Here is a 13,294-nt window from a genome sequence, read left to right on the forward strand (position 1 = left end):
CGCCTGCCCCGCTTGTTTCAAAGAAGAGAGAGAGAAAGAGGAGGACATACCCCAGAGGGGGAATTACAGACATTCAACTCCTCTCATTCTCTCCATGCACCACTGCGTGTGTTCCGGTGAAACAGCGGGGCAGCGGGGCAGATCGCCAGATTCCCTAGTGATTCTCGCCGCTTAAGCCTGCCCCGCTTTCCGCCCCGCCACTCAATCCGCCCCGGGCCCACCCCGGATGGCCAGCGCAGCAGCCCTTGGGCTCGCCGCGATTCCCTTCTTTTGCCCTTGGATGTCCCGTGGAAGCCTCTGACCCGAACTCGACTCACTCACTGGAAGCCGCCGCCCTGGAGTACGCGGGGCGCGGCTGGCATGTCTTCCCTTGCTTTGAACCCGTTCGCTCGCCCTCCGGCGCCGTCATTTGCGCTTGCCCCAAGGGAGCGGAGTGCAGCCAAGCGGGCAAACACCCACGCACACGCAACGGAGTGAAGGACGCCACGACGGACGAGGCCCAAATCCGCGAGTGGTGGCAGCAGTGGCCGTTCGCCAACGTCGCCATCGCCACGGGTGCCCTCTCCGGCGTGGATGTTGTGGACGCGGACGCGAAGGCCGACGGAGTGGCGACCCTCGTGAAGCTGGAAGAGGAACGAGGCGAACTGCCTGACACCGTCACGGCCCGCACCAGCGGCGGCGGTTGTCACGTCTACTTCCGCCACGCGGGCATGGTGTCGAAGGCTGGCAGCCTTGCGCCCGGCATCGACACCCGGGGCAACGGCGGTTACGTCATCGCGCCCCCGAGCCTTCACCGCACGGGAGAGCGCTACGCATGGCTTGAGGGAGCGTCCCCTTCCGAGCTTCCGCCCGCCGAAGCGCCGCAGTGGATTCGCGACGCAGCCCAAGCGAAGCGCACGCGCCCCACGCTCGCGAAGGGGGAATCGGCGGTGGGTACGTGGCAGCCGCCAACCCAGGATGGACTCACCGAGTCCCAGCTCTGGATGCGGTGGCACGCGACAAGCGCCCCGGAGCATGCGGCGGCGGTGAAGCGCATGAAGCAGGGCCAGCCCTTGTTCCCCTCTGGGCATCATGAAGGGAACCTCTGGGCCTTCATCTCGTACCTGCGCTTCAAGGCTCCCGAGGCATCGGACGCAACCGTGCTGCGGCTCTTGGCCCCGTCCGTGACGGCGATGAACTGCGCGAAGCACGACACCGCGCACGTTGCGGAACGCCTCCGACGAATCAATGACGATTACGGCGCCGCGCTGGCCGAGTCCGCGCTGATCGCCGCTGCACTGAGAGGCGTGGCCGGGGCCCGCCCGTCAACCGAGACTCCTGTCCCCTCCGATGCGCCCCCTGGCGCCGACGGCTGGATGGCGGCTCCGGGCTACGCCATCCACGATGGACAGTCGCTCGGCATCTTCAAGCTCACCGACAAGGGCAACCTTTCCACCATCGCCTCCGCCCCCATCAACATCACCGAGACAGGGGAGGACGAGCACGGCACCTGCTACGTGACGGTGCGGTGGCGGTACGGGCAACGCGAGCGCGTGGAGACGATGCCGCGCGCCAAGGTCTCGGGGAACGAAATCCTGGAACTGGCCGGTCGCGGCGCGCCCCTCACCAGCAGCAACAGCAAGAAGGTCCAGGACTTCCTCCAAGCCCAGGAGCAGCACAGTCACGCGAGCTTGCCCCGGGTGCGCATCTTCACTCAGAGCGGCTGGTCCCACGACATGAAGAGCTTCGTCGTGGGACGGCAGGTGATTGGCGAGCCCGGCCGCGTCATCATGCCCGGAGAGGCAGCCTTCCTCGATGCGCTCGTGTCGCGGGGCTCGGCGGATGAACACCTGCGCTTGATGCTGGCCGTTCGTGACAGGGGCCCCTTCGCTGAAATGGCGTGGGCTGCTGGCTTCGCGGCCCCTCTGTTGCGGCTCTTGGGCCTGCGCAGCATGTGCCTGTCCATCTGGGGCGCCTCGGGGACGGGGAAGTCCGCCGTGCAGGCCACCACCACGTCGGTGTGGGGGCGTCCTTCTGGCCTCAAGGTCAGCGGGGACGTCTCGTCAGCCGCGTTGCAGGGAGAGCTGTCCCGTCACCGCGACCTGCCCACCTGGATTGACGACACCCAAGTTACACGCGAGGGAATGACGAACCTCATGGCCTATATCGTGGGGACGGAGACGAGCGGCGCGCGGGCGACGCAGACCGGAGAGCTGCGCGCACGGAAGACCTGGCGCTCGCTGGCTTTCATCTCCGGCGAAAAGCCGCTGTTGCAGATTGGAGGCGCGGCAGGGGCGAAGAATCGCACGCTGGAGGTGTGCGCCCAGCCGTTGGGGGACGCGAGCCTCGCCACGCAAACGCACCAGGGCTTGGAGAAGCACCACGGCCACGCGGGGCCCGCCTTCATCCGCGCTCTCATGGAGCGCTACACGGGCGCGGACCGACTCGACGAACTCCGCGAGCAACACCGCCAGCTCGCCGCCCAGATGGTGACGGAGACAGCGGAGCAAGCACGCTACGCCGCGCTCCTCGTGTTGGCCGACATACTCGCGCGCATCCACATCTGCGGCGAGGCCGATGCCCACGCCCAGGCAGCCGCGCTCGAAGCGGGGCACGCCTTCTGCGCGGCGGTGTTGAAGGAGTCCCGCGAGACGAGGACGACCGCCGACGCGGCCTATGACTTCATCATGAACTACGTCGCCGCGAACTGGTCCGGCTTTGAAAGCTCCTTCCCCATCAAGCGCCCCGGGATGGTGACGGACGACAGGGACTCCAGCGGGAGGCGGGTTGTCGCCATCTTCCAGACGACGATGCACGACATCGCGAGGGAAGGACGATTCGACACCCGACAGGTGATGACGGAGCTTGCCGCGAAGGGGTTGGTGTTCAAGGAAGACGGCCACCTGACGCGCAAGGTCTCCGTCGAGGGCAAGCGTGTGCGCGCCTATTGCTTGGTTCTCGATGACGAGAAGGTGGGGGCGGAGAACGCGCAGGGGGCATCGATTGCCCAGCGACTCCAGGCGCGCCCGTCGCAGATGGGGAGGGCGGCGTCATGAGCCGTCGCACTTGCCAGAAGGGGCCCGCGACGCCAGCAGAGCCGCCCACCGTTGCGGCTCCCGAATTCCTCACCGTGGAAGAATCCGCCACGCTCCTGCGCGTGAACCGCAAGACGCTGTACGAGGCCATCCGCCTCGGGCAGGTGCCCGGCATCGCCCGCCTCGGCAGAGTGCTCCGCATCCGCCGCGACGCGCTGCTAGCATGGCGGCCGGGTAACGGCGGTCCTGCGCTCGGAGAGAAGCCATGAGCGTCAGACTGCGGAAATGGAAGACGAAGGAGGGCAAGGTGCAGGAGGCGTGGTGGGTGGACGTCAAGTACCAGCACCCCAACGGGAAGGTGGAGAGAGTCCGCAAGGCCTCGCCCATCGACACCAGGAGGGGCGCCGAAGAGTACGAGCGTCAGGTCCGCCACGCCCTGCTCACCGGAACCTTCGGAAAGGAGAACAAGAGCGAGGAAGCGCCCCTCACCATGATGAACTTCACCCAGCGATTCCTCACCTACAGCGACAACAACAACAAGTACTCCACCGTCGTCAGCAAGCAGCAAATCCTCCGGGACCACATCCTCCCCTTCTTCGGGGAGATGGCCTTGGACGCCATCGGCCCCGCCGAAATCGAGGACTTCAAGGCCGTCATGAAGAAGAAGGCCCCGAGGCGGGGAAGGCTCTCGGAGAATCCGTCCAAGAGGGCGCTCCGCAGGCGCACGGGTTCAAAGCCGAAGACGTTGAGCCTGAAGACCATCAACAACGCCCTGGCCGTCCTCGGCAAGCTGCTCAATCTCGCGAAGGAGCAAGGCGTCCTGGCGCACGCTCCCGACATGAAACTCTTCAAGTTGAAGAAGCCGGATTTCGACTTCCTCTCCTTCGAAGAAGTGGAGCAGCTCATCGACTCCGCCGCGCCTCAAGACGTCGCCCTCCTGACGACGGCTCCGAAGACGGGCCTACGGCAGGGGGAACTCATCGGGCTCCAGTGGCCGGACCTTGACCTCATCCGCGCCAAGCTCCACGTCAAGCGGACCGTCTGGCGCGGTGTCGAAGGCCCACCCAAGGGCGGCAGCACCCGGACGGTGGACCTTCCAGAGTCCGTCGTGGACGCACTCAAGGCCCACCGGCACCTCCGAGGCCCCTATGTCTTCTGCGAGGAGAACGGTGAGCGCCTCACCCCGGGCAAGATGGGTGCGCCGCTTCGCCGGGCCCTCCGGGCAGCAGGCATCACCCGCGAAGTGGGGAGAATCGGGTGGCACGACCTGCGCCATACCTACGGGAGCCACCTCGCCATGAAGGGCGTGCCACTGCGGGTCATCCAGGAACTGATGGGGCACGCCACCCTCAGCATGACGGAGCGGTACGCCCATTTGAGCCCGGACATCAAACGAGAGGCGGTGAAGGTCCTCGACAGCCGCCCGAGGGGCACACTGGGGGCACACGCGCAGGAGGCCACGGCCTGAAAATGAAAAAGCCCCCAAGTCACAAGGACTTGGAGGTTTGTTCGAAGTGCCGAAGGCGGGATTCGAACCCGCAACCTCCGCGTTCTGAGCGCGGCGCCTCTACCAGGTTGGGCTACTCCGGCGGGGTGTGTCTGTGATTGGATTTGAAGTCGGGATGACTGGATTCGAACCAGCGACCTTGCGCGCCCGAGGCGCACGCTCTCAACCAGGCTGAGCTACATCCCGAGGTGTTTCGACGACCTTCGAGGGAGGACCCGGACACGACAGGGGCCGGGTCCCCCCTCGGGAACCCGGCCCCTGTCCGCGCCAGCCCGGTTCGCCGGGCGGCGGGTTCGAGGGTCAGGTGCCGAGCGGACCGCCACGGAAGGATGCGATGGCCAGCTCCAGGCTCTCCGGAGAAGCCACCGGCGTGGCGGGTCGCTGCGGGTTCGGCAGATGGGGGTTCAGCATGGGCATCCCTCCTTTCTTGTGGGGAATGACGGGGCGATGATTCCGCGCCTGACGCGCACCTCGCGGAGACACCCATGACGGAGCTGGAGACCCTGGCTGCTTTCGAGCAGTACCTTCGCGAAGGCCGGAGCCTCGCCAACGTCGTCCTCCAGGGGCTGGATCTGCGCGCGTGGAGCGACGCGCTGCTCGGCGCGGACCTCCCCGGCACCGTCTTCCTGGGCTGCCTCCTGGAGCCCGCGACCCTGCATCAGGTCCTCGAACGGGGCGCCATGGTGTTCCCGCCGTTCTCCGGGCTGCCCTATTGCCCGTACCGGGGCAGCCTCTACACGCCGGAGGAGCTGTACGCGGGCTTCGACCCGACCCTCCCGGAGACCTACGCGGACACGCTGGACGCGCGTGTCTACGCGCACTGGAGCTCGCGCGGCGGGGCCCACCCGCCCTCCATCCTGGAGACCCTGGCGCAGCGGCTTCACGACCATGCCATCAGTGACGCGCTGGAGGAGGCGCTGGTGGATCAGGGCAAGCCCCGCCGCGTGGTGGCCATCATGGGCGGCCATTCCATGCTGCGGGGCCAGGACGACTACCGCTCCGTCGCGGAGCTGGCCCGTTCACTGGTGCGCCTGGGGTTCTTCCTGGTGAGCGGCGGCGGGCCGGGCGCCATGGAGGCCACGCACCTGGGCGCGTGGTTCGCGTCGCGGGCGGATGCGGACCTGGACGCGGCGCTCGCGGTGCTGGCCCGGGCTCCGTCCTACAAGGACCGGGACTGGCTCTCACGCGCCTTCGAGGTGCGCGCCACCTGGCCACTTCGCGACGCGGCGGAGATGGGCGACAGCCTGGGCATCCCCACCTGGCTCTATGGCCATGAGCCGCCCAACCCCTTCGCCACGCGCATCGCGAAGTACTTCGCCAACAGCGTGCGCGAGGAGGGTCTGCTCTCCATCGCCCGCGGCGGCGTCATCTATTCCCCCGGCAGCGCGGGCACGGTGCAGGAGGTCTTCCAGGACGCCTGCCAGAACCACTACAACACCGTGGGCGTCATCAGCCCCATGGTCTTCCTGGGCCGCGAGTTCTGGACGAAGACGCGGCCCGTGTACCCGCTGCTGGAGCACCTGGCCCGGGGACAGGAGTACGCGCGACACCTGCTCCTCACGGACTCGCAGGCGGACGTCGTTCAGGCGCTCATGCGCTTCGACCAGGAGCGTGAAGCCCTGGCGCGGACGGGCTGACAGTGGATGCTCAGCCCGGATCCACGACCGGGGTGACGGAGCTCAGGTTCACGAAGGCGTCTCGCTTCACCCCGTGCTTGAGGAAGTCCTGCACCGCCCGCGCGAGCGTCGCGGCCAGCAGACCCAGGAGCGGCAGGTGCTCGCCACCCTCGCAGGTGGCCTGGCCTTGCGTGTCCTCGGCGTCGGGAGTGAAGCGTTCATCCCAGCGCACCAGCCCGAACATGCCGTCCGCGGACACCGCACCGTGCACCAGCGGCGTACCCGTCCTGCGGGCGTGCTCGCTGAGCAGCTGGCGGCTGTCCTGGTTGTCGAAGGCATCCACCAGCAGGTCCGCGCCCTTGCACAGCGCCTCCACGTTGTCGCGCGTGAGGCGCACGCCGAAGGATTCCGCCTTCACGCCGTGCAGGTTGTGCAGCTGGAGCTTCAGCGCCTCCGCCTTGTTCTTGCCCACGGACGGCTTCACGTAGGCCTGCGACAGCAGGTTCTTCGACTCCACCCGGTCGAAGTCGATGAACACCTGCGTCGCGTCCAGATTGCGGCACAGCAGCGCCGTCGTGGACCCGATGGCCCCCACGCCACAGAAGACGATGCGCATGGTGGCCGCCCTCAGCACGCCCCGAAGGGCACCTTCGGACGCAGGTAGATGCGCTCCTCGCCGTGCGTGCCGCGGAAGCGGTCCACGACGTAGTGCTGGAAGGCCTCGTCATGCAGCTGGAAGCGGTGCAGGCCCGGCACGCCACCCGAGCGCACCAACTCCACCGCGATGCGGCGCACATCCGCGTCGCTGATGTGCCGCTCCAGCTCCACTGGCACGTCCGCCGAGTATCCGTCGAGGGTGATGTTGAGCGTCGCCATGGCCGCGTGCCTCCAGGGAAGAGAAACCCTGGCCCGGGACGACACCCCCCGGCGCTTCCTGACAACCCGGCCCGTCAGGCAGGCCGCTATGTCCGTCACCTCCTGGACGAGGGGGAGGGGCGCGGCGGTCACTTTCCGGCCACACGATGCACAGTGTTGGGCTCACGGGAGGAGCCGCATGGAGTCACCGCGAGCACCGCACACCTGGATCGTGACGCCCACGGAGGCCGTGGCGCTTCAGAAGCGCCTGCGCGACCAGCTCATCCTCGAACCGCCGCCGGGACTGAGCGTTACCCGGCTGGCGGGCGCGGACATCTCCACGGAGAAGGGCAACGACACGGGCTATGGCGGCATGGTGGTGCTCGACGCTCGGACGCTCCAGCCGGTGGCCCGCGCCGTGGCCACGGCGACGCTGACGTTCCCCTATGTCCCCGGCCTGCTATCCTTCCGCGAACTGCCGGTGCTGGCCGCCGTCTGGGCGAAGCTCACCGTCCGCCCCGACGTGCTCGTCTTCGATGGCCAGGGCACCGCGCACCCTCGCCGGCTGGGCATCGCCTGCCACGGCGGGCTGCTGTTCGACATCCCGTCCATCGGGTGCGCCAAGTCGCTGCTGGTGGGCACGCCCGGGAAGCTCACGGAGCGGCGGGGCGCCACGTCCCCCATCACCCACAAGGGCGAGGTGGTGGGCATGGCCGTCCGCACCCGCGCGGGTGTCAGCCCCGTCTACGTCTCCCCTGGCCACCGCATGGACCTGGACACCGCCGTGGAGTGGGTGTTGAAGGCCAGCCCTCGCTACCGCGAACCGGAGACGACGCGCCACGCGCACCGGCTGGTGAATGCCTTCCGCCGCGCGGGGGGCGAGGCCTCGGAGCTGGAGGAGGGCCGTCCCGGATGAAACCCGTGGGATTGATGCTGGTGGTGGCGGGCCTGGGGCTCGTCGTCGTGGGCCTGCTGGTGTGGATCGGCGCCTTCGCCTGGTTCGGACGCCTGCCCGGGGACATCCGCGTGGAGAGCGGCAACACGCGCATCTATGCACCGCTGGCGTCCATGTTCCTCATCTCCGTCCTGCTCAGCCTGGGGGCGTGGGTGCTGCGCCGCTTCCTGTAGGCCTTTGGACGCCCCGGCGGATTTCCCCTCAAGAAAGGACGCCCTGCGCGTCTGACCGGCGGAGAGCCGACTGGACAGGTGGGCTGCCTGCTGTCCGGCCGTTCAGATGGGGGCCTGTCCTCAAGGACAGGCGGCGGACGGGGGACAGCCGGAGAGTGGATCCGCGGCGTTGGACCGCGCAGCATGCGGCCCGCCGTCCCGGTGTCAGCGGTGGGGAATAAAAAGGCGGCATCTGGAAGAGGGCGGCGGTCGAGCCGCCAGGAGTGCGCATGCGCAGGCTGTCATCCCCGTTGAGTGAGCTGGCATCCCACTACCCCGTGGTCGTCGTGGGGTCGGGCTATGGCGGAGGCATCACGGCCAGCCGGCTGTCGCGCGCGGGACAGCAGGTGTGCGTGCTGGAGCGCGGCCGGGAGATGCACCCGGGAGAGATGCCGCGCACGCCCGCACAGGCGCTGGCCGAGTTCCAGCTCCACTGCGCCCCGGGCCAGGGCGACCTGGACGTGGGCAGCCCCACCGGGCTCATCGAGGTGCACCGCAACGGCGACGTGTCCGTCATCGACGGCTGCGGCCTGGGCGGCACGTCGCTCATCAACGCCGGCGTGACGATGCGGCCAGACCCTCGCGTGTTCGAGGACCCTCGCTGGCCGGCGGCCCTTCGCGCCGACGTGCACGGCCTCCTGGAGGACGGCTTCACGCACGCGGAGCTGATGCTGCGGCCCCTGCCGTATCCGGAGGACCATCCGCCCCTGCAGAAGCTCAAGACGTTCGGCATCTCCGCGGAGAAGCTGGGAGGACGGCTGACGCGGCCGCCGGTGGCGGTGACGTTCGAGGCGGGCGTCAACGCCGCGGGCGTGCGGCAGCCGGGGTGCTCGCTGTGCGGTGACTGCGCCACGGGCTGCAACACCGGCGCGAAGAACACCGTGCTGATGAACTACCTGCCAGACGCGCGCGCGCACGGCGCCCGCATCTTCACCGAGGTCTCGGTGCGCGCGGTGGTGCCGGACGGCGCGAAGTGGCGCGTCTACTACCGCCCCCTTCACACCGGCCGCGAGCGCTTCGACGCGCCCGATGCCTGGCTCACCGCGGACCGGGTCGTCCTGGCGGCCGGCACCATGGGCACCGCTGAAATCCTGCTGCGCTCGCGCGAACTGGGGCTGTCCGTCTCCTCGAAGCTGGGCCACCGCTTCAGCAGCAACGGCGACGTGCTGGCCTTCGGCTACAACCTGGACATGCGCGTCCACGGCGTGGGCCATGGCGAGCAGGACCACGAGAAGCGCGACCCGGTGGGCCCCTGCATCGCGGGCGTCATCGACCAGCGCGACACCGCCCGGCTGGACGAGGGGATGATCATCGAGGAGGGCGCCATCCCCGGCGCGCTCGCGTCCTTGATGCCCGCGGCGCTCGCGGGGGCCGCGGCGCTGGTGGGCGAGGACACCGACGAGGGCATCCTGGACTGGGTCCAGGAGCGGCTGCGCCAGGCGGACAGCTTCGTGCGCGGCCCGGACCACGGCGCGGTGGAGCACACGCAGACGCTGATGGTGATGTCCCACGACGAGGGCAAGGGTGAGCTGCGGCTGGAGAACGATCGCGTGCGCCTGCACTGGCCGGACGCCGGACGCGACCCGCAGCTCACGCGCATCGAGGAGCGCCTGCGCCGGGCCACCGCCGCGCTGGGCGGCACCTTCGTGCGCTACCCGCTCTGGTCGGAAGCCTTTGGCAAGGAGCTGCTCTGCACGCATCCGCTGGGCGGCTGTGTCATGGCCGAACGGGCGGAGGACGGCGTGGTGGACCACGAAGGGCGCGTCTTCTCCGGCGCGTCCGGCCACGCGGTGCACGAGGGCCTGTACGTGTCCGACGGCTCCGTGGTGCCTCGCTCGCTGGGCATCAACCCGCTGCTCACCATCTCCGCCGTCGCCGAGCGCGCCTGCGTCCTGATGGCGCGGCGTCACGGGTGGACCATCGACTACGCGCCGTTGCCGGAGGCCGCCGCGCCCCAGGCCCCCGGGCCCGTGGGCGTCCGCTTCACGGAGACGATGCACGGCTTCGTGTCCGGCGACGTGAAGGCTCCGCACCTGGAGGCCGGCGACCCGGAGCGCGACGACGCCACGCCCCTGCGCTTCGTGCTCACCGTGACGGCGGAGGACCTGGACGCGACGCTGCGCGACGAACGGCACGCGTTGAAGCTGATGGGCACGGTGACGGCCCCGGTGCTGTCGTCCCGCCCGCTGGTGGTGACTCGAGGTGAGCTGCGCCTGATGACCCGCGAGCACGCGCGCCCGGGAGGCCAGCGCATGGAGTACCTGCTGCACCTGCTCACGGAGTCCGGAGAGGCGTACTACCTGGAGGGCTACAAGGACCTCTACGACGACCCGGGCCTGGACCTGTGGAAGGACACCACGACGCTGTTCGTGTCCCTGCACCGGGGAAGCGGACCGGAGGCGCCGTGCATCGGCCGGGGCTTCCTGCGGCTGACGGCGGAGGAGTTCGCGCGCCAGCTCACCACCCTGCGCGTGCTCAACGCCCGGGACGGCAAGCAGCGGGCGGAGGCGTTGGCTCGCTTCGGCGGCTTCTTCTTCGGCGCGCTCTGGGACACCTACGTCCGGCGCGTGGCCGCCTAGCAGTCAGCCAGCCGGCGGACAGCGCGGCGGTCCGCGGTGACGTGCCCTCCGGGGCGAGCATGGTCACCCTGTCAACCACCGGGACCGACAGGGAGGACCCCCATGGCTGAAGACCGTGATCCGCAGCGCCGCTCGGGCGCACCCCAGGACGAGGAGCATGCGGAGGAGCGGCGCGAGCTGTCCATCGAGGAGCGGCGTGCGCGGCGCAGTGCGATGCGGGCCAGTCAGACGTATGCCCGTTTCATTGACCACCTCTGCGAACGGGGCGGCATGTCCCCGAGCGTCGCCCAGCAGGCGGCCGTCTCCGTCCTCTGCGGCCTGGAGCAGCGCATCCAGGCGGAGGAGTCCCAGGACCTGGAGGCGCAGCTGCCGCGCAGGCTCACGGAGCTCCTGCACCGCTGTGAGCGCCACGACACCGACCCGCGTCCGTCGAAGTTCGGCCGCGACGAGCTCCTGAAGCTCGTGGGGGAGGACCTGGCCCTGCACCCGGACGCGGTGGAGCCGGTGGTGCGCGCGGTGATGGACGCCGTCCGCCATCAGATCAGCGAAGGCGAAGCAGAGGACGTGAGCGCCCAATTGCCGCCGGACATCCGCCACCTTTGGCTGCCGACGATGTGAAGGGGGCTGTTAAGGTCTCCGGCGCACGCTTGCCGGAGACCGCGCAACATGGCCCTCGATGATGACTTCAGCGCTGCCCAGACCCGGGTGAAGACGCTGACCAAGGCTCCCTCGAACGACACGCTGTTGGAGCTGTACTCCCTCTACAAGCAGGGCACGGAAGGCGATGTGCAGGGCAAGCGCCCCGGCATGCTCGATATCAAGGGCCGCGCCAAGTACGACGCGTGGGCCGGCCGCAAGGGGCTGGCGAAGGACGCCGCGAAGCAGCAGTACGTGGCGCTCGTGGAGCGGCTCCTGCGCGGGTAGAAACGGCCCTTCATGTCCCACTGGCTCCGGATGATGTTGTTCCTCGTGCCGGTCACCGCGCTGCTCGCGCTGGCGCACGTCTACCTGTACCGCCGCCTGGTGCGTGACGTGACGGCGAGCAGGGGGCTGCGCCGCGCGGGGATGGCGCTCTTCGCCGGGGGGCTGGTGGGCTCGCTGGGCGCCCGGGCCGTGGGAGGAAGGTTCGCCTCCGAGGCCGCCTGGGGCACGAGCATCGTGCTCCTGATCTGGATGGGGCTGGTGCTCTACATGCTCATGTTCACCCTGGTGCTGGACGTGGGACGGGGCGTGCTCGCGAAGGTGCGCAAGCCTCCGGCGCCGCCGTCGCCGGAGCGGCGGGCCTTCCTCTCGCGCGGGCTGGCGGCGGGCGCCACCGTGGCGGGCGCGGCGGTGAGCACCTACGGCACCTGGCGCGCGTTTCATCCGCCGGACGTGCGGGACATCCCGGTGCGGCTGCCCGGCTTGCCCAAGGCACTGGAGGGCTTCACGCTGGTGCAGCTCACGGACATCCACCTGGGCGGCATCTTGCAACGCCGCTTCGTGGACGAGCTGGTGGCGCGCACCAACGCGCTCAAGCCGGACCTCATCGCGGTGACGGGCGACCTGGTGGATGGCACGGTGCCGGAGCTGGGGCGCTACGCGGCCGGCTTCGGCGCGCTCAAGGCCCGGCACGGCGCGTACTTCGTCACCGGCAACCACGACTACTACTCCGGGGTGGAGGCGTGGACGGAGTTCGTGCGGGGGCTGGGCATCACCGTGCTGCGCAACCGCAGGGTGTCCATTGGTGACGTGGGCGCGTCCTTCGACCTGCTGGGCGTGGATGACTGGAGCGCGAGCCGCTTCGGCGAGGCCGGTTACGACCTGGATGCGGCGATGCAGGGGTTCAAGCCGGACCGCGCTTCGGTGCTGCTGGCGCACCAGCCCTCCAACTTCGAGGTGGTGGCCCAGCGGGGCGTGGGGCTCCAGATTTCAGGGCACACGCACGGCGGGCAGATGTTCCCGGGCAACGTGATGGCGCACATGGTCTGGGGAGAGACGGACGCCGGCCTGAGCCAGCGGGGCAACTCGCAAATCTATGTCAGCCGCGGGTGCGGCTTCGTGGGGCCGCCCATGCGCGTCGCCGCGCCGCCGGAGATCGCCCGCATCATCCTGCTGCCGGGCTGAAGAAGCGGCTCACGGTTTGCGGTGGGCGCTGTCCAGGAGCAGGCCGTCCTCCTGGAGGATGGTCGGCCCGGGCCGGGGGCGTCCGTACAGCAGCCCCGAGGCGATGCGCAGCGGCGCGGCCCACACGGGCTCGTCGTGCACCAGCACGTCCTCGCCGCCCATGCGGACCACCATGCCGTCGGGGGCCACCACGGAGAAGCGCAGCGGGCGGCCCAGCGCGGTCTGGAGCGCGGCCATGGTCGTCTCGTCCTCCTGCGAGAAGGCCAGGGGACCTTCCGGATGGCTGTGGGTGATCTCCACCAGCAGAGCCCTCAGGCTCCAGATGGCTTCCCACCGGGCTCGGGAGTCTGGAAGCGCCAGGGGATGATCGAACGAATCCCCCCACAGCACCCGGTCCCCCGGTCCGATGAGCAGACACACTTCGCGCGTCGTCGACATTCCGTTCGTCCT

13 protein-coding genes and 2 tRNA genes are annotated in these 13,294 nt (G+C 69.3%); 10 read left to right on the forward strand and 5 right to left on the reverse strand.

Going from position 1 to position 13,294, the window contains the following annotated elements:
* Positions 1-287: 287 nt before the first annotated feature.
* Genes KYK13_RS07185 through KYK13_RS07195 form a run of 3 tightly spaced genes read left to right on the forward strand, consistent with a single transcriptional unit; the run spans position 288 to position 4,482 of the window.
* Positions 288-3,035: a bifunctional DNA primase/polymerase gene (locus KYK13_RS07185; protein ID WP_223643026.1), complete on the forward strand. Its 2,748-nt coding sequence runs from the start codon at positions 288-290 to the stop codon at positions 3,033-3,035.
* Entirely contained in the window at positions 3,032-3,283 is a 252-nt protein-coding gene (locus tag KYK13_RS07190) for a helix-turn-helix domain-containing protein (RefSeq protein WP_223643028.1), read from the forward strand. Before KYK13_RS07185 ends, KYK13_RS07190 begins: the two co-directional genes overlap by 4 nt.
* Positions 3,280-4,482, forward strand: coding sequence for a site-specific integrase (locus tag KYK13_RS07195; protein WP_223643030.1), 1,203 nt, complete (start codon positions 3,280-3,282; stop codon positions 4,480-4,482). Before KYK13_RS07190 ends, KYK13_RS07195 begins: the two co-directional genes overlap by 4 nt.
* Before the next feature lie 47 nt (positions 4,483-4,529).
* Here the strand turns inward: KYK13_RS07195 and KYK13_RS07200 are convergent.
* Positions 4,530-4,604 (reverse strand) — tRNA-Leu (locus KYK13_RS07200).
* Positions 4,605-4,631: 27 nt separating this feature from the next.
* Positions 4,632-4,707 (reverse strand) — tRNA-Pro (locus KYK13_RS07205).
* A 299-nt stretch (positions 4,708-5,006) separates the two neighbouring features.
* Between KYK13_RS07205 and KYK13_RS07210 the strand changes: the two genes are divergently transcribed.
* Positions 5,007-6,158: an LOG family protein gene (locus tag KYK13_RS07210; RefSeq protein ID WP_223643032.1), complete on the forward strand. Its 1,152-nt coding sequence runs from the start codon at positions 5,007-5,009 to the stop codon at positions 6,156-6,158.
* 10 nt (positions 6,159-6,168) lie between these two features.
* On the opposite strand, the gene KYK13_RS07215 is transcribed toward KYK13_RS07210, so the two are convergent.
* Together KYK13_RS07215 and KYK13_RS07220 are read right to left on the reverse strand one after the other, a co-directional pair.
* Entirely contained in the window at positions 6,169-6,753 is a 585-nt protein-coding gene (locus KYK13_RS07215) for a ThiF family adenylyltransferase (protein WP_223643034.1), read from the reverse strand.
* A gap of 11 nt (positions 6,754-6,764) precedes the next feature.
* Positions 6,765-7,013, reverse strand: coding sequence for a hypothetical protein (locus KYK13_RS07220; protein ID WP_223643036.1), 249 nt, complete (start codon positions 7,011-7,013; stop codon positions 6,765-6,767).
* 178 nt (positions 7,014-7,191) lie between these two features.
* Here KYK13_RS07220 and nfi point away from each other — a divergent pair, with 178 nt between their 5' ends.
* The 6 genes from nfi to KYK13_RS07250 all read left to right on the forward strand — a co-directional run bounded on the left by nfi (position 7,192) and on the right by KYK13_RS07250 (position 12,844).
* Positions 7,192-7,908 carry a deoxyribonuclease V gene (gene nfi / locus KYK13_RS07225; RefSeq protein WP_223643038.1) on the forward strand — a complete coding sequence of 239 codons (717 nt, stop codon included), beginning with the start codon at positions 7,192-7,194 and terminating at the stop codon, positions 7,906-7,908.
* The gene (locus tag KYK13_RS07230) at positions 7,905-8,120 is read left to right on the forward strand and encodes a DUF2905 domain-containing protein (protein ID WP_223643040.1); all 216 of its coding nucleotides are present in this window, start codon (positions 7,905-7,907) and stop codon (positions 8,118-8,120) included. Before nfi ends, KYK13_RS07230 begins: the two co-directional genes overlap by 4 nt.
* A gap of 269 nt (positions 8,121-8,389) precedes the next feature.
* Positions 8,390-10,738, forward strand: a complete 2,349-nt coding sequence (locus KYK13_RS07235) for a GMC family oxidoreductase N-terminal domain-containing protein (RefSeq protein WP_223643042.1) — start codon at positions 8,390-8,392, stop codon at positions 10,736-10,738.
* Positions 10,739-10,840: 102 nt separating this feature from the next.
* On the forward strand, positions 10,841-11,356 hold the full coding sequence (locus tag KYK13_RS07240) for a DUF2267 domain-containing protein (protein ID WP_223643044.1): 516 nt from the start codon (positions 10,841-10,843) through the stop codon (positions 11,354-11,356).
* A 48-nt stretch (positions 11,357-11,404) separates the two neighbouring features.
* Positions 11,405-11,662, forward strand: a complete 258-nt coding sequence (locus KYK13_RS07245) for an acyl-CoA-binding protein (RefSeq protein ID WP_223643046.1) — start codon at positions 11,405-11,407, stop codon at positions 11,660-11,662.
* A 12-nt stretch (positions 11,663-11,674) separates the two neighbouring features.
* Positions 11,675-12,844, forward strand: coding sequence for a metallophosphoesterase (locus KYK13_RS07250; RefSeq protein ID WP_223643047.1), 1,170 nt, complete (start codon positions 11,675-11,677; stop codon positions 12,842-12,844).
* 9 nt (positions 12,845-12,853) lie between these two features.
* On the opposite strand, the gene KYK13_RS07255 is transcribed toward KYK13_RS07250, so the two are convergent.
* Positions 12,854-13,282: a Mov34/MPN/PAD-1 family protein gene (locus KYK13_RS07255; RefSeq protein ID WP_223643049.1), complete on the reverse strand. Its 429-nt coding sequence runs from the start codon at positions 13,280-13,282 to the stop codon at positions 12,854-12,856.
* Between the last annotated feature and the right edge of the window lie 12 nt (positions 13,283-13,294).

Origin of the sequence: Corallococcus sp. EGB (assembly GCF_019968905.1) — a bacterium.
GTDB lineage: Bacteria > Myxococcota > Myxococcia > Myxococcales > Myxococcaceae > Corallococcus.

What these genes read in the sequence shown, in the direction of transcription:
- KYK13_RS07220 (WP_223643036.1), bottom strand. Translation starts at nt 7,013, where the DNA reads ATGGCGACGCTCAACATCACCCTCGACGGATACTCGGCGGACGTGCCA.
- KYK13_RS07195 (WP_223643030.1), top strand. Translation starts at nt 3,280, where the DNA reads ATGAGCGTCAGACTGCGGAAATGGAAGACGAAGGAGGGCAAGGTGCAG.
- KYK13_RS07240 (WP_223643044.1), top strand. Translation starts at nt 10,841, where the DNA reads ATGGCTGAAGACCGTGATCCGCAGCGCCGCTCGGGCGCACCCCAGGAC.
- KYK13_RS07230 (WP_223643040.1), top strand. Translation starts at nt 7,905, where the DNA reads ATGAAACCCGTGGGATTGATGCTGGTGGTGGCGGGCCTGGGGCTCGTC.
- nfi (WP_223643038.1), top strand. Translation starts at nt 7,192, where the DNA reads ATGGAGTCACCGCGAGCACCGCACACCTGGATCGTGACGCCCACGGAG.
- KYK13_RS07250 (WP_223643047.1), top strand. Translation starts at nt 11,675, where the DNA reads ATGTCCCACTGGCTCCGGATGATGTTGTTCCTCGTGCCGGTCACCGCG.
- KYK13_RS07245 (WP_223643046.1), top strand. Translation starts at nt 11,405, where the DNA reads ATGGCCCTCGATGATGACTTCAGCGCTGCCCAGACCCGGGTGAAGACG.
- KYK13_RS07215 (WP_223643034.1), bottom strand. Translation starts at nt 6,753, where the DNA reads ATGCGCATCGTCTTCTGTGGCGTGGGGGCCATCGGGTCCACGACGGCG.
- KYK13_RS07190 (WP_223643028.1), top strand. Translation starts at nt 3,032, where the DNA reads ATGAGCCGTCGCACTTGCCAGAAGGGGCCCGCGACGCCAGCAGAGCCG.
- KYK13_RS07255 (WP_223643049.1), bottom strand. Translation starts at nt 13,282, where the DNA reads ATGTCGACGACGCGCGAAGTGTGTCTGCTCATCGGACCGGGGGACCGG.
- KYK13_RS07210 (WP_223643032.1), top strand. Translation starts at nt 5,007, where the DNA reads ATGACGGAGCTGGAGACCCTGGCTGCTTTCGAGCAGTACCTTCGCGAA.
- KYK13_RS07235 (WP_223643042.1), top strand. Translation starts at nt 8,390, where the DNA reads ATGCGCAGGCTGTCATCCCCGTTGAGTGAGCTGGCATCCCACTACCCC.